General features: G+C 72.3%; 20 protein-coding genes and 1 pseudogene. 15 read left to right on the forward strand and 6 right to left on the reverse strand.

Annotation, left to right across the window (positions count from 1 at the left end; translation table 11 throughout):
- The 13 genes and pseudogenes from ACFOY6_RS00005 to ACFOY6_RS00065 form a co-directional block, all read left to right on the forward strand.
- Positions 1-480: pseudogene (locus ACFOY6_RS00005) on the forward strand (hypothetical protein); the annotation flags it as partial.
- Between the two features lie 83 nt (positions 481-563).
- A complete protein-coding gene (gene tilS / locus ACFOY6_RS00010; protein ID WP_379648177.1) occupies positions 564-1,727 on the forward strand; it encodes a tRNA lysidine(34) synthetase TilS in 1,164 nt (387 codons plus the stop codon).
- 116 nt (positions 1,728-1,843) lie between these two features.
- Entirely contained in the window at positions 1,844-3,766 is a 1,923-nt protein-coding gene (gene ftsH, locus ACFOY6_RS00015; RefSeq protein ID WP_109515469.1) for an ATP-dependent zinc metalloprotease FtsH, read from the forward strand.
- A gap of 92 nt (positions 3,767-3,858) precedes the next feature.
- The gene (gene folP / locus ACFOY6_RS00020) at positions 3,859-4,911 is read left to right on the forward strand and encodes a dihydropteroate synthase (protein ID WP_379648179.1); all 1,053 of its coding nucleotides are present in this window, start codon (positions 3,859-3,861) and stop codon (positions 4,909-4,911) included.
- A gap of 72 nt (positions 4,912-4,983) precedes the next feature.
- On the forward strand, positions 4,984-6,393 hold the full coding sequence (glmM, locus tag ACFOY6_RS00025) for a phosphoglucosamine mutase (protein WP_379648181.1): 1,410 nt from the start codon (positions 4,984-4,986) through the stop codon (positions 6,391-6,393).
- Entirely contained in the window at positions 6,393-7,208 is an 816-nt protein-coding gene (thiD, locus tag ACFOY6_RS00030) for a bifunctional hydroxymethylpyrimidine kinase/phosphomethylpyrimidine kinase (protein WP_379634605.1), read from the forward strand. Before glmM ends, thiD begins: the two co-directional genes overlap by 1 nt.
- 72 nt (positions 7,209-7,280) lie before the next feature.
- The gene (locus ACFOY6_RS00035) at positions 7,281-8,141 is read left to right on the forward strand and encodes a PhzF family phenazine biosynthesis protein (RefSeq protein WP_379648183.1); all 861 of its coding nucleotides are present in this window, start codon (positions 7,281-7,283) and stop codon (positions 8,139-8,141) included.
- Positions 8,142-8,200: 59 nt separating this feature from the next.
- Complete coding sequence (locus ACFOY6_RS00040; RefSeq protein ID WP_379634601.1) at positions 8,201-9,376, forward strand: phosphoserine transaminase; 1,176 nt, start codon at positions 8,201-8,203, stop codon at positions 9,374-9,376.
- A gap of 190 nt (positions 9,377-9,566) precedes the next feature.
- Positions 9,567-10,496: a DMT family transporter gene (locus ACFOY6_RS00045; RefSeq protein WP_379648185.1), complete on the forward strand. Its 930-nt coding sequence runs from the start codon at positions 9,567-9,569 to the stop codon at positions 10,494-10,496.
- Between the two features lie 67 nt (positions 10,497-10,563).
- A complete protein-coding gene (locus tag ACFOY6_RS00050; protein ID WP_379634593.1) occupies positions 10,564-10,953 on the forward strand; it encodes a DUF6152 family protein in 390 nt (129 codons plus the stop codon).
- A 10-nt stretch (positions 10,954-10,963) separates the two neighbouring features.
- On the forward strand, positions 10,964-11,431 hold the full coding sequence (locus ACFOY6_RS00055) for a DUF6644 family protein (protein WP_379648187.1): 468 nt from the start codon (positions 10,964-10,966) through the stop codon (positions 11,429-11,431).
- Positions 11,432-11,497: 66 nt separating this feature from the next.
- Complete coding sequence (locus tag ACFOY6_RS00060) at positions 11,498-11,953, forward strand: bleomycin resistance protein (RefSeq protein ID WP_379634589.1); 456 nt, start codon at positions 11,498-11,500, stop codon at positions 11,951-11,953.
- 93 nt (positions 11,954-12,046) lie between these two features.
- A complete protein-coding gene (locus tag ACFOY6_RS00065; RefSeq protein ID WP_379648190.1) occupies positions 12,047-13,531 on the forward strand; it encodes a helicase HerA domain-containing protein in 1,485 nt (494 codons plus the stop codon).
- Here ACFOY6_RS00065 and ACFOY6_RS00070 read toward each other — a convergent pair whose 3' ends face one another.
- The 3 genes from ACFOY6_RS00070 to ACFOY6_RS00080 form a co-directional block, all read right to left on the reverse strand.
- Positions 13,532-14,242: a phosphatase PAP2 family protein gene (locus ACFOY6_RS00070; protein ID WP_181377964.1), complete on the reverse strand. Its 711-nt coding sequence runs from the start codon at positions 14,240-14,242 to the stop codon at positions 13,532-13,534.
- Positions 14,243-14,451: 209 nt separating this feature from the next.
- Positions 14,452-14,961: a hypothetical protein gene (locus tag ACFOY6_RS00075; RefSeq protein WP_379648192.1), complete on the reverse strand. Its 510-nt coding sequence runs from the start codon at positions 14,959-14,961 to the stop codon at positions 14,452-14,454.
- A 104-nt stretch (positions 14,962-15,065) separates the two neighbouring features.
- The gene (locus ACFOY6_RS00080; RefSeq protein ID WP_379634580.1) at positions 15,066-15,767 is read right to left on the reverse strand and encodes a DUF599 domain-containing protein; all 702 of its coding nucleotides are present in this window, start codon (positions 15,765-15,767) and stop codon (positions 15,066-15,068) included.
- A gap of 109 nt (positions 15,768-15,876) precedes the next feature.
- Between ACFOY6_RS00080 and ACFOY6_RS00085 the strand changes: the two genes are divergently transcribed.
- Positions 15,877-17,043, forward strand: coding sequence for an MFS transporter (locus tag ACFOY6_RS00085; protein WP_379648194.1), 1,167 nt, complete (start codon positions 15,877-15,879; stop codon positions 17,041-17,043).
- A gap of 7 nt (positions 17,044-17,050) precedes the next feature.
- Here the strand turns inward: ACFOY6_RS00085 and ACFOY6_RS00090 are convergent, their stop codons facing one another.
- Positions 17,051-18,487 (reverse strand): alanine/glycine:cation symporter family protein, encoded by a 1,437-nt coding sequence (locus ACFOY6_RS00090; RefSeq protein WP_379648196.1) that lies wholly within the window; start codon positions 18,485-18,487, stop codon positions 17,051-17,053.
- Positions 18,488-18,670: 183 nt separating this feature from the next.
- Entirely contained in the window at positions 18,671-19,885 is a 1,215-nt protein-coding gene (locus ACFOY6_RS00095) for an NADP-dependent isocitrate dehydrogenase (protein ID WP_109515287.1), read from the reverse strand.
- 241 nt (positions 19,886-20,126) lie between these two features.
- Between ACFOY6_RS00095 and ACFOY6_RS00100 the strand changes: the two genes are divergently transcribed.
- The gene (locus ACFOY6_RS00100; protein ID WP_109515288.1) at positions 20,127-20,624 is read left to right on the forward strand and encodes a DUF3597 domain-containing protein; all 498 of its coding nucleotides are present in this window, start codon (positions 20,127-20,129) and stop codon (positions 20,622-20,624) included.
- Between the two features lie 283 nt (positions 20,625-20,907).
- On the opposite strand, the gene ACFOY6_RS00105 is transcribed toward ACFOY6_RS00100, so the two are convergent.
- A complete protein-coding gene (locus ACFOY6_RS00105; protein ID WP_379648198.1) occupies positions 20,908-22,107 on the reverse strand; it encodes a CaiB/BaiF CoA transferase family protein in 1,200 nt (399 codons plus the stop codon).
- Positions 22,108-22,229: the final 122 nt, after the last annotated feature.

A 22,229-nucleotide genomic window follows, 5' to 3' on the forward strand; every position in this document is an offset into this window, starting at 1 on the left:
CCGAGCAGGGCATCGCCCAGGAGGATCTGGGCATCCTGCGCGCGGGCGGTGTTGCGGGCGGCGATCACCTCGCGCGCCGCGGCCTCGGCGGCGCCGCGCACCGCCGAGCGCACCCTGGCCGATGGCCAGACGGCGCTTTCCCGCCGCGACTACGGCGCCGCCGAGGCCGCGGCGCGCGAGGTGATCGCCGCCCGCAACACCGCCCGCGCGCAGGATGCCCAGATCCTCCTGGGCGATGCCCTGCTCGGCAAGCGGGAGTTCCAGAACGCCGCCCTGGCCTATGACGACGCCTATCGCCGCAACCGCAGCAGCGGCCGTGCGCCCGAGGCGATGCTGGGCCTGGCCAATTCCTTCCTGGGCTTCGGCGCCAAGCGCGAGGCCTGCGCCACGCTGGATGACCTGCGCAGCGAGTTCCCGCGCCTGTCCGGCGGCCTCGCCGACCGCGCCGCCGAGGCCCGCAAGCGCGGCGGCTGCCGCTGATCCTGGAAAGCGGGGGCGCCGCCGGCACCCCGGATTTCGAAGCTCGGCTTGGCGCCCTCGGGCCTTTCGGCCCTGCGCCTCGGATGGCGGTGGGCGTCTCCGGCGGCCCGCATTCCCTGGCCCTGGCGCTGCTGGCCGCGCGCTTCTGCGCCGCGCGCGGCGGCGACGCGCTGGCGCTCATCGTCGATCACGGGCTGCGCGACGGGAGCGCGGCGGAGGCCGCCTGGACGGCCCGCACCCTGGCCGGGCGCGGCATCGCCTCCGAGATCCTGACCCTGGGCCTGCCGCGTGGCCCCGCCTTGCAGGAGCGCGCCAGGGCGGGCCGCCTCGCGGCGATGCTGGCGCGCTGCGGCGCGCTCGGCCGCCCCTGGCTGCTGCTCGGCCAGCACCGCATGGACCAGGCGGAGACGGTGCTGTTCCGCGCCCTGCGCGGCAGCGGCGCGGCGGGCCTCGCCGGCATGGCGCCCTGGCGCGCGGCGGAGGCGGCGGTGATCCTGCGCCCGCTGCTGGGCCTCCCCCCGGTGGCGCTGGAGGCGCTGCTGCGGCGCGAGGGCCTCTCCCCGCTGCGCGACCCCTCCAATGCCGATCCGCGCTTCACGCGCGTCGCCCTGCGCGCCGCCCTGGCGGACCCGGATGGCACCGGAACGCGCGTCGCCGCTCTGGCCGGGGCGGCGGCGGCCTTCGCCCGGCGCCGCGCGCAGCAGGAGGCGGCGGTGGCGGAGCGCCTCGCCGGTGCTCTCCATCTGGCCCCGGAAGGCTGGGCGCGGCTGGACGCGGCGGCGCTGGGCCGGGACGCGGTGGCGGCCTCCGCCCTGGCGGCGCTGCTGCGGCTGCTCTCTGGCGCCGAGCACGCTCCGGCTTCGGCGGCGGTGCGGGCCCTGCTGTCGCGTGGGCAGGGCACGCTGCACGGGGTTCTGTGGTCGGACGGGGTGCTGTGCCGGGAGCCCGCCGCCTGCGCGCCGCCGGTTCCGGCCGCACCGGGGGCGATGTGGGATGACCGCTGGCGCCTGCGGGCCACCTGGCAGGCGCCGGAGGCAGAGGAGGGGTTGTGGCTCGGTGCGCTGGGCAGGGCAGGGGCGGCGGCCCTGCCGCGCGCTGTGCGGCGTGGCCTGCCGGCGCGGGTGCTGGCCGGGCTGCCGGCGCTGTGGAGGGGCGGGGAGGCGGTCTCGGTCCCGCCGCTCGGCCTCGGATGGCCGGTGGCTGCCGATTTTGCTCCCTCTGGCGGGCCGTTGTGCGCCTATAAATAACGTCTGTGCAAGATGACGTGCGCGGCAAGGTTTCAGAATGGTGCCGGGCGCCCTATCTTGTCATGGCGCTGGGCCAGGATGCCTCCTCGGGCCGGCACACGGATGGGAACCGCACGGTGAACAATTTCGGCCGCAATCTGGCGCTCTGGGTGATCGTGGCGCTGCTGCTCGTGGCGCTGTTCAATCTCTTTCAACCTTCTTCCTCCACCCGCCAGACCGGCCAGCAGGTCGCCTACAGCGACTTCCTGAACGAGGTGAATGGCGGCCGGGTGCGGGACGTGACCATTCAGGGCCGCACCCTCACGGGGCAGCTTTCGGACGGCCGCACCTTCAGCACCTACACGCCCGAGGACCCCGCCCTGGTCAGCCGCCTGACCGACAAGGGCGTGCGGGTGGTGGCCAAGCCGGAGGAGAGCGACGTCAACCCGCTCTTCCACTACCTCCTCTCCTGGTTCCCGATGCTGCTGCTGATCGGCGTCTGGATCTTCTTCATGCGCCAGATGCAGGGCGGCGGCGGCCGGGCCATGGGCTTCGGCAAGAGCCGCGCCCGGCTGTTGACCGAGAAGCAGGGCCGCGTCACCTTCGAGGACGTGGCCGGCATCGACGAGGCGAAGGGCGAGCTGGAGGAGATCGTGGACTTCCTGCGCGACCCGCAGAAGTTCCAGCGCCTCGGCGGCAAGATCCCGAAGGGCGTGCTGCTGGTGGGCCCGCCCGGCACCGGCAAGACGCTGCTCGCCCGCGCCATCGCCGGCGAGGCGAATGTGCCCTTCTTCACCATCTCGGGCTCCGACTTCGTCGAGATGTTCGTGGGCGTCGGCGCCAGCCGCGTGCGCGACATGTTCGAGCAGGGCAAGAAGAACGCCCCCTGCATCATCTTCATCGACGAGATCGACGCGGTGGGCCGCCATCGTGGCGCCGGCCTCGGCGGCGGCAACGATGAGCGCGAGCAGACCCTGAACCAGATGCTCGTGGAGATGGACGGCTTCGAGGCGAATGAGGGCGTCATCCTCATCGCCGCCACCAACCGGCCGGACGTGCTGGACCCGGCGCTGCTGCGCCCCGGCCGCTTCGACCGCCAGGTGGTGGTGCCGAACCCCGACGTGTCGGGCCGCGAGAAGATCCTCCGCGTCCACATGCGGAAGGTGCCGTTGGCGTCCGACGTCGATCCCAAGACCATTGCGCGCGGCACGCCGGGCTTCTCGGGCGCCGACCTCGCCAACCTCGTCAACGAGGCGGCGCTGCTGGCCGCCCGCTCGGGCCGCCGCACCGTCGGCATGCACGAGTTCGAGATGGCCAAGGACAAGGTGCTGATGGGCGCCGAGCGCCGCAGCCTGGTGATGTCGGACGACGAGAAGAAGATGACGGCCTATCACGAGGCCGGCCATGCCCTCGTCGCCCTGCACGAGCCGGAATGCGACCCGGTGCACAAGGCCACCATCATCCCGCGCGGCCGGGCACTGGGCCTCGTCATGTCCCTGCCCGCGGGCGACCGCTACAGCAAGCACAAGAGCAAGCTGAAGGCGGAGCTGGCGATGGCCATGGGCGGCCGCGTCGCCGAGGAGCTGATCTTCGGCGCGGACAAGGTTTCCAACGGCGCCTCGGGCGACATCAAGATGGCCACCAACCAGGCCAAGATGATGGTCACCGAGTGGGGCATGAGCGAGAAGCTCGGCATGATCGCCTATGGCGACAACAGCCAGGAGGTCTTCCTCGGCCACTCCGTGACGCAGTCGAAGAACGTCTCGGAGGCCACCGCGCGGGAGATCGACAGCGAGGTGCGGGCGATCATCGACGACGCCTATGCCCGCGCCAAGCACACGCTGCAGACCAACATCGAGGAGCTGCACGCCCTGGCCAAGGGCCTGCTGGAATACGAGACCCTCTCGGGCGACGAGATCCGGCAGGTGATCAAGGGCGAGCCGGTGGTGCGCAACCGCCCCGACGAGCCGACCGCCGCCGGCCGCGGCAGCGTGCCCAGCTCCGGCCGGCCGACGCGGCCGGGCGGCTTCGGCAACCCGGCGCCGCAGCCGGGCGCCTGAGGCGCCCCTGGTCCTGCGGCGGGAAGCTGCGATAAGGAAAGGGCTCCGGAGACGGGGCCCTTTTTCTTTGGCCGGTCGCGAGGGACGGGAAGATGGTCGAACGTTGGATCGAGCCGGCCGGCCTGCTGCATGGGCCGGTGGCACTCCAGGCGGTGCGCGACGGGCACGCCCTGCCGCTGGCCGGCGGCCCCGCCGCCTTCCCGCTGGCGCGGCTGATCGAGGAGGGGCGGGACCTCGGCATCCACCCCGTCGCGGAACTGCCCGGCGATGGCTGGGAGGCGCTGCTGCCGCCGCTGACGCGCCGCCCTCTGCCCTTCGCCGGCCTGCCGAACGACCGCCCGCTGGTGATGGGCATCCTCAACACCACGCCCGACAGCTTCTCCAATGGCGGCCAGCACCTCGACCCGCGCGCCGCCATCGCCGCCGGCCACGCCATGCTGGAGGCGGGGGCGGACATCCTCGACATCGGCGGCGAGAGCACCCGCCCCGGCGCCCCGCCCGTCGGCCCGGAGGAGGAGATGGCGCGGGTGCTGCCCGTGGTGCGGGAACTGGCCAAGGCGGCGGTGGTGAGCGTGGACACCCGCCACCCCGCCACCATGCGCGCCGCCCTGGATGCGGGGGCCGAGATCATCAACGACGTCACCGCGCTGCGGCAGGAGCCCGCCTCCATCCAGGTGGTGCAGGAGGCGCGGGCGCCGGTGGTGCTGATGCACATGCCGGTGCTGGACCCGCGCCGCATGCAGCAGGAGACGAACTACGCCGATGTGGTGCTGGAGGTGGCCCGCTTCCTGCGCCAGCGGGTGGAGACGGCCGAGGCGCTGGGCATCCCGCGCGGGCGCATCGCCATCGATCCCGGCCTCGGCTTCGGCAAGACGGGGGCGCAGAACCTGCTGCTGATGCAGCGCCTGCCGCTGCTGGCGGGCATCGGCTGCCGCATCCTGGTCGGCGCCTCGCGCAAGCGCTTCATCGGCCAGGTGACGGGGGTGGAGGAGGCGGCCGGGCGGCTGGCCGGCAGCCTGGCCGTGGCCCAGGCCGCGGCCAGCGCGGGGGCCAGCATCCTGCGCGTGCACGACGTGGCCGCGACGGTGCAGGCGCTGCGCATGTGGCGGGCCTGCACCGACGGCGCCGCGGCCGAACTGGGCTGAGGGCGGCCTCGCTTGCGCGCGGCCTCCCGGCGCCGCTACAGCAACCCACGGGGATTGGAGAGGAAGCCCGGCATGAGTGAAGCGGTGCGCCGCCTGTTCGGCACGGACGGCATCCGGGGTGTCGCCAACCGGGCGCCGATGGACGCCTCCACGGCGCTGCGCCTCGGCCAGGCCGCCGGCCGCTTCTTCAATCGCGGCGCCCACCGGCACCGCGTCGTCATCGGCAAGGATACGCGCCTCTCGGGCTACATGCTGGAGCCGGCGCTGACGGCGGGCTTCGTCGGCGCGGGCATGGACGTGGTGCTGGTCGGCCCGCTGCCGACGCCCGCCATCGCCATGCTGACGCGCTCCCTGCGGGCCGACCTCGGCGTGATGATCTCGGCCAGCCACAACCCGTTCGAGGACAACGGCATCAAGCTGTTCGGCCCCGACGGGCTGAAGCTCTCCGATGCCGAGGAGGCGGAGATCGAGGCGCTGATGGCGGGCGATCTCTCCGCCCAGCTCGTTGGCCCCTCCCGCCTCGGCCGCGCCAGCCGGCTGGAGGATGCGCCGGGCCGCTACATCGAGGCGGTGAAGGCGAGCTTCCCCAAGGGCCGCAGCCTCGCCGGCATGCGCATCGTCGTCGATTGCGCCAATGGCGCCGCCTACAAGGTGGCGCCCACCGTGCTGTGGGAGCTGGGCGCCGAGGTGGTGCCGGTGGGCGTTGCGCCGGACGGCTTCAACATCAACCGCGAATGCGGCTCCACCGCCCCCGCCCGCATGGCGGAGCTGGTGCGCGAGCGCCGCGCCGATCTCGGCATCGCCCTCGATGGCGACGCGGACCGGCTGGTGCTGGCCGACGAGAAGGGCCAGATCATCGATGGCGACCAGATCCTGGCCGTGGTGGCGCAATCCTGGGCGAAGCAGAAGCGGCTGCACGGCAAGGCGGTGGTGGCCACCGTCATGTCCAATCTCGGGCTGGAGCGCTTCCTGAAGGGGCAGGGGCTGGAGCTGCTGCGCACCAAGGTGGGGGACCGCTACGTCTCCGAGCGGATGCGCGAGACGGGCTGCAACCTCGGCGGCGAGCAGTCCGGCCATATGATCCTGAGCGATTTCGGCACCACGGGCGACGGGCTGGTGGCCGCGTTGCAGGTGCTGGCCGTGCTGGCGGAGGAGAGGCGGCCGGCCAGCGCCATCTGCCGCTGCTTTACGCCGCTGCCGCAGCGCCTGGTGAATGTCCGCTACGCCGGCGTGAGCCCGCTGAAGGACGCCGCCGTGCAGGAGGCGATCACCGCCGCCGAGGCGCGGCTCGCCCAGCGCGGCCGGGTGCTGATCCGCGCCAGCGGCACCGAGCCGGTGATCCGCGTGATGGCCGAGGCGGAGGAGGAGGCGCTGGTGGAGGAGACGGTGCAGGGCCTGGCCGCGCTGATCCGCGCCCGCGCCGCCGCCGGCGCCGTGGCCGAGCGCCCCGCGCCCGACGCCACGGTGGAGGGCGGCGCGTGATGCGGGGGCGCGTCCTTATCATCGCCGGCTCCGATTCCGGGGGCGGCGCCGGCATCCAGGCGGACATCAAGGCCTGCACGGCGCTCGGCGCCTATGCGGCCACCGCCATCACGGCGCTGACGGCGCAGGACACGCTGGGCGTCCATGCCGTCCATGGCGTGCCGCCCGATTTCATCCGCCTGCAGATCCGCCTCAGCCTCGAGGATATCGGCGCCGACGCGCTGAAGACCGGCATGCTGGCCGATGTGCCGACCATTGAGGCGGTGTGCGACGCGGTCACGGCGCATGGGCGCGGCATCCCGCTCGTCGCCGATCCGGTGATGGTGGCCAAGGGCGGCCATGCCCTGCTGGCGCCGGAGGCGGTGGAGACGCTGCGCCGCCGCCTGCTGCCGCTCGCCGCCCTGCTGACGCCCAACCTGCCGGAGGCCGAGGTCATCACCGGCCAGCCGGTCTCCACCGTGGAGGAGATGAAGGCTGCGGCACGGCGGATGCTGGCGATGGGCACCCCCGCCGTGCTGCTGAAGGGCGGCCACCTGCCGGGCGAGACGCTGGTGGACGTGCTGGCCACCGCCGAGGGCATCGAGACCTTCGAGAGCCCGCGCATCGACAGCCGCCACACCCATGGCACGGGCTGCACCCTGGCCTCCGCCATCGCCGCCGGGCTGGCGCAGGGGATGCCGATGCGGGACGCGGTGGCGCGCGGCCGCGCCTATGTGCAGGCGGCGCTGCGCTCCGCGCCCGGCCTCGGCCGTGGCCACGGGCCGCTGAACCACGCGGTGACGCTGGACCCGGCGCGACTCGCAACCCTGGCATGACGCGGCGCCGCCTTCGCGCCTGCGGCATGGCTCGGGCAAGCTGGGCCGCGACAACGCCCGGACCAAGCCGCCATGAGCCTGCCGCCCCCGCCCACCACCCCGCCGCCTGACCGGCTGCCGCGCAGCGTCCCGGTCTATCAGGTCGATGCCTTCGCCGAGCGCCCCTTCGCTGGCAACCCCGCCGCCGTGGTGCCGCTCGATGCCTGGCTGCCGGATGCGCTGATGCAGGCCATGGCGGCCGAGCACAATCTCAGCGAGACGGCCTTCTTCGTCCCCGATGGCCCGGGCCAGTGGCATCTGCGCTGGTTCACCCCCATCACCGAGGTGGCGCTCTGCGGCCACGCCACCCTGGCCACCGCCTTCATCCTGGCCAGCGAGATGGGGCAGGAGGGGGCGCTGCGCTTCCGCACCGCCTCCGGCATCCTCGGTGTCAGCCGGGAAGGGGAGCGCTTCGTGCTGGACTTCCCGGCGAACCCGCCGCGCCGCGCCGCCTGCGCGCCGCAGGGCCTCGCCGCCGCGCTCGGCGCCGTGCCGCGCGAGGTGTGGAAGGCGCGGGACTGGATCTGCCTGTTCGACAAGGCCGAGACGGTGCGCGCCCTGGCGCCGGACCACAACCGCATCGCCACCCTGCCGGACCCCGGCGCCGCCGGCTCCCGCGTCATCGCCACCGCGCCGGGGGATGACGGGGTGCACGACATCGTCTCGCGCTACTTCGCCGCTCGTGTCGGCATCAACGAGGATGCGGTGACGGGGGCGGCGCATGTGCAGCTTGTGCCGCTCTGGGCGGAGCGGCTGGGGCGGGAGCGGCTGGTCTGCCGGCAGGCCAGCGCGCGCGGCGGCACGCTGTGGTGCGAGCGGGCGGGGGAGCGTATCCGCATGGGCGGGCACGCCGTGCTCTACGCCCGCGGCAGCGTGGTGCTGCCGCCCGCTTGATCGTGGCGGCCGGCGGGCGCAAACCCGCCCCGCCTTCCTGAAGCAGTGAGTTCCATCGCATGGCGCAGCCCCACCCCAAGCCGACCCGCCGCCCGGCCAATCCGTGCTTCTCCTCCGGCCCCTGCGCCAAGCGGCCGGGCTGGTCGCTGGCGGCGCTGGAGGGCGCGCTGCTCGGCCGCAGCCACCGCGCGAAGGACCCCAAGGCGCGGCTGGCCGAGGTCATCGCCCTGTCCCGCTCCGTGCTGCGCATGCCGGAGGGCTGGCGCCTCGGCATCGTGCCGGCCTCGGACACGGGGGCGGTGGAGATGGCGCTGTGGTCGCTGCTGGGGCCGCGCGGGGTGGATGTGCTGGCCTGGGAAAGCTTCTCCGCCGAATGGGCCAACGACATCACGAAGCAGCTCCGCCTGCCGGATGTGCGGCTGATCCAGGCGCCCTACGGCCAGCTGCCCGACCTCGCGCGGGTGGACCCGGCGCGGGATTGCGTCTTCGTCTGGAACGGCACCACCAGCGGCGTGCGCCTGCCCGATGCCGGCTGGATCAGCGCGGAGCGCGAAGGGCTCGCCATCTGCGATGCCACCTCCGCCGCCTTTGCCATGGATCTGGACTGGCGGAAGCTCGATGTCGTCACCTGGTCCTGGCAGAAGGTGCTGGGCGGCGAGGCGGCGCATGGCATGCTGGCCCTCTCGCCGCGCGCGGTGGAGCGCCTCGAATCCCACAGCCCCGCTTGGCCGCTCCCAAAAATCTTTCGCCTGACCAAGGGCGGCCGGCTGATCGAGGGCATCTTCCAGGGCGACACCATCAACACCCCCTCCATGCTCTGCGTCGAGGATGCGCTGGATGGGCTGCGCTGGGCTGAGGGCATCGGCGGCCTGCCGGCGCTGGTGGCGCGCTCCGAGGCCAATCTCGCCGCCGTGGCGGATTGGGTGGCGGGGCAGGACCGCTTCGCCTTCCTGGCCGAGCGGCCCGAGACCCGCTCCTGCACCTCCATCTGCCTGAAGCTGGTGGCGCCGTGGTTCGCCGCGCTCGACGAGGCCATCCAGGCCCGCGCCACGAAATCCCTCGCCGCGCGGCTGGAGGCCGAGGGGGCCGGGCTGGACGTGGCGCCCTATCGCGATGCCCCGCCCGGCCTGCGCCTGTGGGGCGGCGCCACGGTGGAGACGGACGACCTGCGCGCCCTGCTGCCCTGGGTGGACTGGGCCATGGATGCGGTCGAAGCCGAGTTCCGCCCGGCTTGAGGCCGGGGAGGCAGGGCTGTTTTGCGGAACAGCCTGCCTCTCCGGGGCGTGAGCGCGGAAATATCTTCTGTTTTTCGGGAAAAGACAGAAGGGGCTTCTGAATCGCGCCCCCGCCGCCGCCTACTTCGGTAAGAACGCCTGACGCAAATTCCCTACCCTGTGGCCACGGATCAACGCCGAGGCCACAGCCATGCGTCTGGCATCATCGCTCGCCAACAGCCCCTCCGGGCCACGCTGGGTCCTGGTGTTCCTGTTCCTCTGCGCGCCGCTGCTCTTCGCCAGCAACATGGTGGCGGCCCGCTGGCTGAGCGGCTCCGTACCGCCGGTGACGCTGGGCTTTGGCCGCTGGCTGGTGGCGGCGCTGGTGCTGCTGCCGGTGGTGTGGGCGCCGCTGCGGCAGGGCGCGCTGCGGCAGGCGCCGCCCGGCGTGCTGGCGCTCCTGGCGCTGCTCGGCGGCGTGGTCAGCGTGGCGCCGCAATACGGCGCGGCGGCCTATACCAGCGCCGGCAACATCGCCCTCATCGCCGCCATGTCGCCGCTGCTGGTGGCGCTGATCGAGCGGGTTGTCTGGGGGGTGCGGCTGCGGCTCTCCGTGGTGGCGGGCATCGCCTGCGCCTTCACCGGCATCGCCGTCGCCACCTTCCGGGGCGATCTTGCCGCGCTGCTGCGGCTCGAGTTCAACCCGGGCGACGCGCTGATGTTCTTCGCCATCCTGGCCTGGGCCGGCTACACGGCGCTGCTGCGGCACCGCCCGGTGGCGCTGCCGCCGCTGCTGCTGCTGTGGGCGGTGGCGGCGGGCGGCGCGCTCGGCATGGCGCCGCTGATGCTGCTGGAATGGTCCAGCCTCGGCGTGCCGCATCTGGGCGTGCGGGCGGTCTGGGGCATGCTGTTCCTCGGGCTGGTGGCGGGGGTGGGGGCCTATGGCGCCTTTGCGCGCGTCGTCAGCCAGGTCGGCGCCGCCCGGGCCAGCATGTCCATGTACCTGATCCCGGCCTATGCGCTGGCGCTGGGCGCCACGCTGCTGGGCGAGAGCCTGCATGGCTACCACGCCGTGGCCATGGCGCTGGTGCTGGGCGGCGTGGCGCTGGGCACGCTGCGCCCCCGCCCCCTGTCGACATGAGCCGCCGCCGCCCCAGATAAGCCTGGCCGGACAGGTTCCGTCCGGCCGGGAAACGGGAGGGAGAGACATGGCGACGAACCGGCTGCTGCCACGCCTGGCAGGTGGCTTCGCGATGATGGTGCTCGGCGCCTCCGGGGCGGCCGCGCATCATGGCTGGTCCTGGGCGGAATCGGAGCAGATGGAGCTGCGCGGCACCGTCCGCGAGGTGCGGATCGGCCCGCCGCACCCCACCCTGCGGGTGGAGACCGCGGATAACGGCGTCTGGACCGTGGAACTCGGCAATCCCTCGCAGACCCAGCGGGCGGGCTTCGCCGAAGGCTCGGCCAAGGTGGGCGACAGCATCACCGCCATCGGCAACCGCGCCCGCGAGGGCGACGAGAAGCGGATGAAGGCCGTGCGCCTGCGCACCGCCGACCGCATCTACGACATCTATCCGGAGCGCATCCGCGGCAACTGAGGGCGCGGCCTTGGAATGGATCGAGGCCCTGGCGGCCTGGCCGGGTGCCGCGCTGCGGCGCTCGGCCATCGCCTATCCGCTGGCCAATGCGGCGCACATCTTGTCGATTGGGGTGCTGCTGGGCGCCATCGTCACGCTGGACCTGCGGCTGCTGGGGGTGTTCCGCGGCGTGCCGCTGCCGCATCTGGCCGGGCCGCTGGCGCGGATGGCGGGGTGGGGGCTGGGCTTCGCGCTGCTCACCGGGCTGCTGCTGTTCAGCGTCTCGCCCGGCGCCTATCTCGGCAACGCCGCCTTCCAGATCAAGCTGGCCCTGGTGCTGGCCGGCACGCTGAACGCGCTGGCGCTGCACCGCGGCGCCCCCTGGCGCCGCGCCCTGGCGGAGGGCGAGACGGGCGCCGCGCTGCGCGTGGCGGCGCTGCTCTCGCTGCTGGTCTGGACGCTCGCCGTGCTGGCGGGACGATGGATCGGCTTCCTCTGAGTTGACGCCCGGCGCCGGGCCCGCGCAGATGGGCTGCTCCCGTGCCGGGGGCCAGGAGCGAACCCCATGCCCGCCGCACCGGAAGAGGATTTCCCCCGCGCCGTCCTGGTGCCCGAGTTGCTGGTCGCCAGCCTCGGGGCCAGCCTGCGCTTCTGGCGCGACCTGTGCGGCTTCCGGGTGGCCTATGCGCGGCCCGAGGAAGGCTTCGCCTATCTCGACCGCGGCGGCGCGCAGGTCATGCTGGAGGAATGGGGCAGGGGAAGGAACTGGATCACCGGCCCGCTGGAGGCGCCGCTCGGCCGGGGGCTGAACCTGGAGATCACGGTGCCCACCCTCGCGCCGGTCCTGGAGGCGCTGGAGCATGAGGGCTGGCCGCTCTTCATGCCGCCCGAGGAGAAATGGTACCGGGCCGGGGAAGCCGAGCTCGGCGTGCGGCAGTTCCTGGTGCAGGACCCGGATGGCTACCTGCTCCGCTTCTCCGCGCCGCTCGGCCGGCGGCCATGGGCCGGGCCGGAGGCGTAGGGCCGCATTTTCCGCGCCCCGCGCCGTGCCCCGCGCGCCCCGATCCGCTATAGCTCCGCGCCCTGAACAGGCGGAGCCCGGGATGACAGTGGAATGACGGTCGGCATCGACATGGGCAGGACGACGGCGGGGCAGGCGGGGATGCTCGACCTGGAGGAGCTGCTCGCCACCCGTCTTCTCGTGCAGGGCAATTCCGGCTCCGGCAAGTCGCACCTGCTGCGCCGGCTGATGGAGCAGTCCGCCCCCTGGGTGCAGCAGGCGGTGATCGACCCGGAGGGCGATTTCGTCAGCCTGGCCGACCGCTTCGGCCATCTGGTGATCGACGCCTCCCAGCACACCGAAGGCGCCTTGCAGCGCGCCGCCGACCGCGTGCGGGCGCACCGCGTCTCGGTGGTGCTGAACCTCGAGGGGCTGGACGCGGACGGCCAGATGCGCCACGCCGCCGCCTTCCTCGGCGGGCTGTTCGATGCCGAGCGCGACCACTGGTCGCCGATGCTCGTGGTGGTGGACGAGGCACAGCTCTTCGCCCCCGCCGCCGCCGGCGAGGTGTCGGACGAGGCGCGCCGCGCCTCGCTCGGCGCCATGGCCAACCTGATGTCGCGCGGGCGCAAGCGGGGGCTGGCCGGCATCATCGCCACGCAGCGCCTGGCCAAGCTGGCCAAGAACGTGGCCGCCGAGGCCAGCAACTTCCTGATGGGCCGTACCTTCCTCGACATCGACATGGCTCGCGCCGCCGACCTGCTGGGCATGGAGCGCCGCCAGGCGGAGATGTTCCGCGACCTGCCGCGCGGCAGCTTCGTGGCGCTCGGCCCGGCGCTCTCCCGCCGGCCGCTGGCCATCCAGATCGGGCCGGTGGAGACGGAATCGCGCGGCACCAACCCGGGGCTGGTGCCGCTGCCGCAGACCGCGCCGGAGGATGCCCGCGAGCTGATCCTGGCCGCCACGGCGGAACCCGAGGCGCCGCGCCCGCCGCCGCGCCGCGCCCCCGCGCCGCCGCCGCCCGACATCCTGACCCAGCTCGCCCAGGCCCGCCCCACCATGCCCGCCCCGCGCGCCGAGCCGGAGCCGACGCCCGAGGAACGCGCCGCCCGCAAGCGGAGGCTCGACGAGATCCTGCGTCAGGTGCTGGCGGAGCCGGAGGCGTCCTTCCGCAGCACCTCCGTGCTGTACCAGGATTTCCTGGTGCGGCTGCGCATCCATGCCGTGCCCGGCAAGCCGCCGGAGATCCCCGCCTTCCGCCGCATGCTGGCGGTGGCGCGCGCCGGCATCAGCGCCGAGGCGGCGGAGGGCGAGGAATGGCAGCAGGCCGAGGCCCGCGCCGGCGCCCTGCCGGAGGACATGCAGGGCGTGTTCCTGATGCTGGCCCGCGCCGCGCTGGAGCGGCTGCCCTGCCCGCCGGATGCGGCCATCGCCCAGGCCTATGGCACGCGCTCCGTGGGGCGGGCGCGGCGGGTGCTGGCCTATATGGAGGAGCAGGGGGCCATCGTGCTGCGGCCGGACGCGCAAGGGCGGCGCATCCTGGCGCTGGTGGGCCTTGGCTGGGAGACGGCGCCGGGCGACCCCGGCGCCGCCGGCTGATCAGAGCAGGATCTCCACCAGCGAGGCGACCTTCTGCCCCAGCTCCCGCGTGGCATCGAAGAAGGTGACCACCTGGTAGGTGGCGACGAACCCGGCCGCGTAGAACAGGCCGGGCGAGAGGCGCTGGAAGCGCAGCGCCCCCTCGAACAGCCGGCGGGTGAGGCCCGAGCGGATCACCAGCGCCGCCACCGCCAGCCCCAGCACCGCCCCGCCCAGGATGTCGCTGGGATAATGGAAGCCGGCATAGACGCGCGGGATGCAGGCCACCACCAGCGCCCACAGGAAGGCCAGCGCGCCCAGCCTGCGCGAGGCCATGAAGATGCCGAGCGCCATGGCGAAGGTCATGGCCGCGTTATCGCTGGGGAAGGAGCTGTAGTTGGCCAGGTAGCCTTCCTCCAGCCCCAGCAGCGCGTTGATCCCCAGGTCGAGGTTGTGGATGGGGCGCGGCCGCTCCCACATCACGTTCTGCACCAGGCGGGAGAGCAGCGCGGCCAGGATGGCGCCGCCCAGCCCGGCGAAGGCCAGATAGCGGCCGTCCCGCCGGCGGGGGCCGAGGTCGGTGAACCACATCCACCAGTAAGCGGCGACGAAGGGCGCCGTCTTGAACAGGTGATTGTTGGTCAGGGTGAAGATGATCCGGTCGGCGGCGAAGCTCTCGCCGGCAAAGCCGTTGAAGAAGTGGAGAACCCAGAGGTCCAACGCCTGCAGCATACCCGTTCTTATCCTTGGGCCCGCATTCTGGGCTGCGTGTTGCGCCGCCATGGTCCGGTTTTGCTCGGCACATTCCGGACCACGGATTGTCAGGCCGGGCCGTCCTGCCCGCCATTGTCCTGAAACAATTCCGTCACAATGGGGAAGCCAAACGAAGCTTGGCAAGAAGAGCAGGAGGCATGGCCGGTCACAGCGTGGTCAGGGCCGTCTCAGCGGGGCGGCACGACGCCTCGTGCAACCGCCTCGAATTCGCTACGCCTGGTTGCGAAGCGCGTCTTCTCTTCTGTGCATACAGTTGTGGTGCGGCCGCGAGGCGTTTCCACGATAGCAAAAAGCGTGCGCAATTCCTGGCCGCGTTGCGGAAGGTCGGGCCGCGGGCGCAAATCGGCCACCAGCAGGACGCCTTCAAGGCCGCTGTGGGCGAAGGCTTCCACGCTGATCACGTTGTAGAGCGGTTGGAGCGTGGCCATCAGCACGCGCTGCCATCCCGGCGCGCGGGCGAGGCGGTTCAGGTCCTCCTGGCGCAGCGATTCGTTCTGCGGCGCGGGCACGAAGGCAACCTGGCAGCCGGTGTCGCTGTCCTGCGGGCGGCGCACCGCCATGCGGGCCTGCTGCGCGCCCTGCACCGCCATGGGTGTCGCGGCATAGCCGGGCGGCGGATCGACGGCGAGGCCGGTGGCGGCATCGCGCAGGGGCTGGGCGGCGGCCGGCGCCGCCACCGACAGCGTGGCCAGCAGGAAAGCCGCGGCCGGAAAGGTTCTCATGCCGCGCAGGGAAGGCCCGGCGGGCCGGGCTGTAAAGGCCGGCACCGTCGCAGGGCCGGCTAGTCCGCGCGGGGTGGCTGGTCCGCCGGCTGGGCGAGGGCGTCGCGCACCACGGAGCGGAACTCGCGCCGGTGCAGTTCCCGCAGCACCAGCAGGCTGCTCAGGATCAGCGCCACGGGGTGCAGGATCCAGGCCAGCGCGGCCAGCCCGAAATAATAGGCGCGCAGCCCCGTGTTGAAGTGCCGCGCGGCGCGGTTGGCCACCTCGGCCGCCACCAGCGCGTGCGGGATGGCCGCCGCCGTGCGGTCCAGCCCACCCACGCAGATGCTGCAGTAGTTGAACTGCCGCAGCGCCCAGGTCAGCTCGAAGAAGGCGCGCACGAAGATGAAGATGAGCAGGAAGATCCGGATCTCCCAGGCCGCGTCGTCGGGCGGCACCTCGGCGAAGGGCACGGCGCCGAAGACGCGGCGGCCGAGATCCGGCGTGCCCAGTATCGCCACCAGCGCGCCGAGGATGAAGATGCTGGTGTTTGCCAGGAAGGAGGTGGAGGTCATCAGGTTGCCGATGATGCTGATATCGGCGATCCGGTTCTCCCGCTCCGGCACCTGCCGCATCCAGCGGCGGCGGTGCTCGTCCATCGCGGCGATGACGCTGCGGGCGCGGATGCTGGGCACCCGGTCCACCACGGCGGAATAGCCGATCCAGCAGGCGGTGAAGACGGCGAGGGCGAGCCAGTCGAGGGCGGTCAGCGGCAGGAGCATGACCCGCTGCATAGCATTGCCGTGACCCCTGCCGCAGCCCTCCAGGCGTGGCTTGTGGCGGGCGGCCTGGCGGGCGAAGCCAGGGCGCAACCATCCGCCGGGACCCTTCATGCCGATTCCCCCCGACCCGCGCGCGGCGCGGCTGGCCATCCGCCTTGTCTTCCTGGTCAATGGCGCAGTGCTGGCGGGCTGGGCGCCGCTGGTGCCGCTGGCCAAGGCGCGGCTGGGGCTGGATGAGGGGCAGCTCGGCCTGGTGCTGCTGGCGCTCGGCGCGGGCGCGATCCTGGCCATGCCGCTGGCGGGAATGCTGATCGCGCGGCATGGCAGCCGGGCGGTGAGCATCGCGGCCGGGCTGGCCTTCGCCGCGCTGCTGCCGCTGCTGGCGCTGGCGCCCGACTCGCCCGCGGCGGGGGCGCCGCTGCTGGCCCTGGCGCTGTTCGCCTTCGGTGCCGCCAACGGGCTGATGGACGTGGCGATGAATGCCCAGGCGGTGGCGGTGGAGGCGAAAGGCACGCGGCCCATCATGTCCTCCATCCACGGCATCTTCAGCATCGGCGGCCTGCTGGGGGCGGTCTCCGTCAGCCTGATGCTGCGTGCCGGCCTCTCGCCGGTGGCGGCGGCGCTGGCCCTGGGCGCGGCGGCCATGGCGCTGCTGGCGGCGCAGGCCCGCGCCCTGCTGCCGCGCGCCGAGGACCGGCCGGGCGATGGCCATGGCTTCGCCCTGCCGCGCGGGCCGGTGCTGGCCTTCGGGCTGCTCTGCTTCATCATGCTGCTGGCGGAGGGCTCGATGATCGACTGGAGCGCCGTCTACCTGGTGCAGCAGCGCGGCATGGAGGTGGCGCTGGCCGGGCTCGGCTTCGGCGCCTTCTCGGTGGCGATGGCGGCGGCCCGGCTTTCGGGCGACGCGCTGAACGCCCGGCTCGGGCCGGTGCGGCTGCTGCGGGGCGGGGCGCTGCTGGCGGCGCTGGGGCTGGCCGTGGTGGTGGTGGTGCCGCAGGCCTGGGGGGCGCTGCTGGGCTTCGTGCTGGTGGGGCTTGGCATCGGCAATGCCGTGCCGCTGCTGTTCAGCGCCGCGGGCCGGCTGCCGGGGGTGGCGCCCGGCACCGCCATCGCCGCGGTGGCGACGCTGGGCTATGCCGGGCTGCTGGCCGGCCCGGCGCTGATCGGCTTCGCCGCGCGGCTCACCAGCCTGCCCGTGGCGCTGGCCGGGGTGGCGCTGCTGGTGCTGGCCGTGGCGGCGTGGGCCGGCATCGCGCGCAACGAGGCCGGCCGCTGAGGGGAGGCTACTCCTTCCCCTCCGCCGTGCGGCGCGACCAGATGCGTGCATCGATGTGCGGCGCCACCTCCGGCATGCTCTGCGCCAGGAACACCGGCAGCTGGCCGGCTTTGCGCTGTTCCAGATAGTCGCGCGTCAGCCGTGCCACCTGGCCGGAGAGCAGCAGGATGGCGACGAGGTTGATGGTGGCCATCAGCCCCATCGAGGCATCGGCGGCGTTGAACACGCTGGCCACGCTCTCCATCGCGCCCCAGAACACCATGCCGAGCAGCGCCAGCCGCAGCACCGCGCGGCCCAGCCGGCCATTGCCGCCGAGGAAGGTGAGGGCGCTCTCGGCATAGGCGTAGTTGCCGATGATCGAGGTGAAGGCGAAGAAGAAGATGGCCACCGCCACGAAATAGGGGCCGGCGGCGCCGATATGCGCCTCCATCGCCGCCTGGGTAAGCTGGGTGCCGGTGGGGCCGCCGGCCGGGTCCAGCGTGCCGGAGAGCAGGATCAGCAGCGCCGTGGCGGTGCAGATCAGCAGCGTGTCGATGAACACGCCGAGCGCCTGCACGAAGCCCTGGCTCGCCGGGTGGTGCGGGTCGGGCGTGGCGGCGGCGGCGATGTTGGGGGCGCTGCCCATACCGGCCTCGTTGGAGAACAGGCCGCGCTTCACGCCGTTCAGCATGGCGGCCGCCATGGCGCCGGCCACGCCGCCCGCCGCCGGCTCCAGCCCCAGCGCGCTGCGGAAGATGAGGCCGAGCATCGCCGGCACCTCGCCCGCGTGGGACAGCACCGCGTAGAGCGCCACCGCCAGATAGGCCACCGCCATGAAGGGCACCACCACCGAGGCCACGCGCGCGATCAGCCCGATGCCGCCGAAGATGATGACGCCCGAGAGCACCGCCAGCCCGAGCCCGGTGGCGGGCTTGGGCAGGCCGAAGGCGCCCTCCATGGCATCGGCGATGGAATTGGCCTGCACGGCGTTGAACACCAGTCCGAAGGAGAGGATGAGGCAGGCCGAGAACAGCGCCCCCGCCCAGGGCGCGCCGAGCCCGCGGGCGATGTAGAAGGCCGGCCCGCCGCGATACTGCCCCTCGCCGTCGCGGATCTTGTAGAGCTGCGCCAGGCTGCTCTCGGCGAAGGCGGTGGCCATGCCGAGCAGCGCCACCAGCCACATCCAGAAGATGGCGCCGGGTCCGCCCAGCTGCAGCGCCACTGCGACACCCGCGATGTTGCCGGTGCCGACGCGCGAGGCAAGGCTGGTGCACAGCGCCTGGAAGGGCGAGATGCCCGCGCGGTCCGCTGCGCGGGAGCCGCTGACGGCGCGCAGCATCTCGGGGAAGTGGCGGATCTGCAGGAAGCCGAGGCGCAGCGTGAAATAGGCGCCCACGGCCAGCAGGCCATAGATCAGGACATAGTCCCAGAAGATGGTGTTCAGGAAACCGATGATGCTGTCCATGGCGCCGGCCGTTCCTCCCCGCGCGGGCGGAGGCGGCGGTATGCGCGCGGCCCGTCCCGGCTGAGGGATGAAGCGCACAGCCCGCGCTCGCGTTGCCCGCCGCCGCGGCGAAAGCGGCGGCCATGAAAAAGGGCGGGCGCCATGAAGGCGCCCGCCCGCGTCAGGCCCGCAAGGGCGGGAGCCTCAGAGGCCCATCTTCTTCTTCAGGTTCTCGTCCAGCTTGGCCAGGAAGTTCTGGGTGTTCAGCCAGGGCTGGTCCTTGCCGATCAGCACGGCGAGGTCCTTCGTCATGTGGCCGCTCTCGACGGTCTCGATGCAGACCTGCTCCAGCGCGTTGGCGAAGTCGGTGACGTCCTGGGTGCCGTCGAACTTGCCGCGATAGGCGAGGCCGCGGGTCCAGGCGAAGATCGAGGCGATCGGGTTGGTGCTGGTCTCGCGGCCCTTCTGGTGCTCGCGGTAGTGGCGCGTCACCGTGCCGTGGGCGGCTTCCGACTCAACCGTGTTGCCGTCCGGGGAGAGCAGCACCGAGGTCATCAGGCCGAGCGAGCCGAAGCCCTGCGCCACGATGTCGGACTGCACGTCGCCATCGTAGTTCTTGCAGGCCCAGATGTAGCCGCCTTCCCACTTCAGGGCGGAGGCCACCATGTCGTCGATCAGGCGGTCCTCGTAGGTCAGGCCGCGCTTCTCGAACTCGGCCTTGAACTCGGCGTCGTAGATGGCGCGGAAGATGTCCTTGAAGGTGCCGTCATAGGCCTTCAGGATGGTGTTCTTGTGGCTGAAGTAGACCGAGTAGTTGCGCGCCAGGCCGTAGTTGAAGGAGGCGCGGGCGAAGCCCTCGATCGACTTGCTCAGGTTGTGCTGCATCATCGCGGCACCGGCACCCTTGAAGTCGAACTGGCCGATCTCCTGCGGCTCGCCGCCCTCGGGGGTGAAGGTCATCTTCACCGTGCCGGCGCCGGGCACCTTCATCTCCACCGCGCGGTAGATGTCGCCATAGGCGTGGCGGCCGACGACGATCGGCTTCGACCAGTGCGGCACCAGGCGGGGCACGTTCTGGCAGATGATCGGCTCGCGGAAGATGGTGCCGTCGAGGATGTTGCGGATGGTCCCGTTCGGGGACTTCCACATCTTCTTCAGGCCGAACTCCTTCACCCGCGCCTCGTCGGGCGTGATGGTCGCGCACTTCACGCCCACGCCGTACTGCTTGATGGCGTTGGCGGCGTCGACCGTCACCTGGTCATCGGTCTGGTCGCGGTACTCGATGCCGAGGTCGTAGTACTTCAGGTCCACATCCAGGTAGGGGACAATCAGCTTGTCCTTGATGAACCCCCAGATGATGCGGGTCATCTCATCGCCGTCGAGCTCGACGACGGGGTTCTTCACCTTGATCTTGGCCATGCTGATCCTCGTCTGGACGCCTGCGTTCGCCGCCAGGGCCGCAGGAGAGGCGGCCGGGACATTCTGGCGACAGGGTGGCGCGGACAATCGCACCGGGCGCTGAACGGGGCAAGGGTGCCATGGGCCGATCCGGTGCCAGGGCGAGAGGGGCCAGGGCGAGCGGCGGACAACTGCCGGGGCCGGGGCGCGTTAAGGGGTTCCCGGACCCAATCCCGAACCCGGCAACAAGGAATTCCCGCGCATGAGCATCTTCGGCTCCATCCTGTCCAAGATCACGGGCCGCAAGCCCCAGGCGGCGGAGCCCGCCGCCACCGCCCCGGTGGCCGACGAGCAGCCGAAGCCCTCCGCCGCCGACATCCCCGCCGGTTCCGCCGCCACCCCCAGCGCGGCTCCCACCACCCCGCCCGGCCCGGTCTCCGCCATGCCGAGCGGCGCCGCGGCGGCGACGCCGGCCCCGGGCGTCGCCACCGCCCCGGCCGAGCCTGTGGATGTGGAGGCGGTGCTGAACGACATGGCCGCCAAGAACGGCCAGTCGCTCAACTGGCGCACCTCCATCGTCGACCTGATGAAGCTGCTCGGGCTGGACAGCAGCCTGGAGAACCGCAAGGCGCTGGCGCGCGAGCTGGACTATTCCGGCGACATGGGTGACTCCGCCAGCATGAACATCTGGCTGCACAAGCAGGTGATGCGCAAGCTGGCCGAGAATGGCGGCAAGGTGCCGGCCGACCTCAAGGACTGAGTAGCGGCCCCGCCTTGCCCCTACAGGGGCAGGGCGGACCGCCCTCAGGCGCCTTCGGCCGGATCGTAGAGCACGCCGGCCGCGCTGAAGCCGCCATCCACGTTCAGCACATGGCCGGCGAGGATCACCGCTGCTTCCGCGAAGTTCATCGTCCCTTGATCCTCAAGGGCGATGAAGCGGCCTGGCGAATCGCCGGGAGGCCGCAGGCCGGTGGGCGGCCTTCTCCCGGCCGCCCCTGGCCGGTGCGGCGCGCAGGGCGCCGCACCGGCCATGCCGCGGTGGCTCAGACCACCTGGCGGGCGCGCAGCGCGGCGATCTCCTCGGCCGAGAGGCCCATCCCGGCCAGGATGGCGTCGGTGTGCTCGCCCAGGGCGGGGGGGTGGCTCACCACCTCGCTCGGCGTGCGGCTGAGGCGGAAGGGCTGGCCCACATAATCCTGCGCCGCGTTGCTGCCGCCGTTCAGGTGGCGGGCGATGCCCAGATGCTTCACCTGCGGGTCCGCGAACATCTGGTCGATGGCGTAGATCGGGCCGCAGGGCACGCCGGCGGCGTTCAGCTTCTCAACCCAGGCGGCGCTGTCATCGGTGACGGTGACGGCCTCGATCTCGGCGTTCAGCGCGTCGCGATTCTGGCTGCGGGTGCTGCCGCTGGCGAAGCGCGGGTCCTGCGTCCACTCCGTCTTGCCCAGCACCTGGCAGAGCCGCTCCCAGATACGCTGGCCGGAGGCGGCGATGTTCATGTGCCCGTCGCGGGTCTTGAACACGCCCGTCGGGATGCTGGTGGGGTGGTTGTTGCCGGCCTGCTTCGGCACCTCGCCCGCCTGCAGCCAGCGCGCCGCCTGGAAGTCCAGCATGAAGATCTGCGCTTCCAGCAGCGAGGTCTGCACCCACTGGCCCTTGCCGCTCACCTCGCGCTCCAGCAGCGCCACCATGATGCCCTGCGCGGCGAACAGCCCCGAGCAGAGATCGGCGATGGGGATGCCCACGCGCACCGGCCCCTGGCCCGGCAGGCCGGTGATCGACATCAGACCGCCCATCCCCTGCGCGATCTGGTCGAAGCCGGGGCGGTTGGCATAGGGCCCGTCCTGGCCGAAGCCGGAGATTGAGGCGAGGATGATGCGCGGGTTGACCGCCGCCAGCGCCTCGTAGTCGATGCCGAGGCGGGACTTCACGTCGGGGCGGAAATTCTCCACCACCACGTCCGCCTTCTCGACCATGCGCTTGAACAGGGCGACGCCGTCCGGGTTCTTCAGGTTCAGCGTCATGCCGCGCTTGTTGCGGTGCAGGTTCTGGAAATCCGGGCCCTGGCGCGGGCCGCCCATCGGGTCGCCAGCGTCGATGCCCTCGGGCATCTCGATCTTGATGACCTCCGCGCCCCAGTCGGCCAGCTGGCGGACACAGGTGGGCCCCGAGCGGACCCGCGTCAGGTCCAGCACGGTGAAGCGCGAGAGGGCCGTGGAAGCCTTGGGGTGGGCATGCGTCATCATGTGTTCTCCCTGGAGCGGGAGGCTAGCACCCGTTCAGCCTTGTGCAAACTGTTAACAGAGGACATCCGGTGTCCGTTGCTGACAGTAGACAGAAGGGGGGCGGATTTGGCAGTTTGGTC

It is taken from the genome of Teichococcus aestuarii (assembly GCF_042651065.1).
In the GTDB taxonomy this organism is placed as follows: domain Bacteria; phylum Pseudomonadota; class Alphaproteobacteria; order Acetobacterales; family Acetobacteraceae; genus Pseudoroseomonas; species Pseudoroseomonas aestuarii.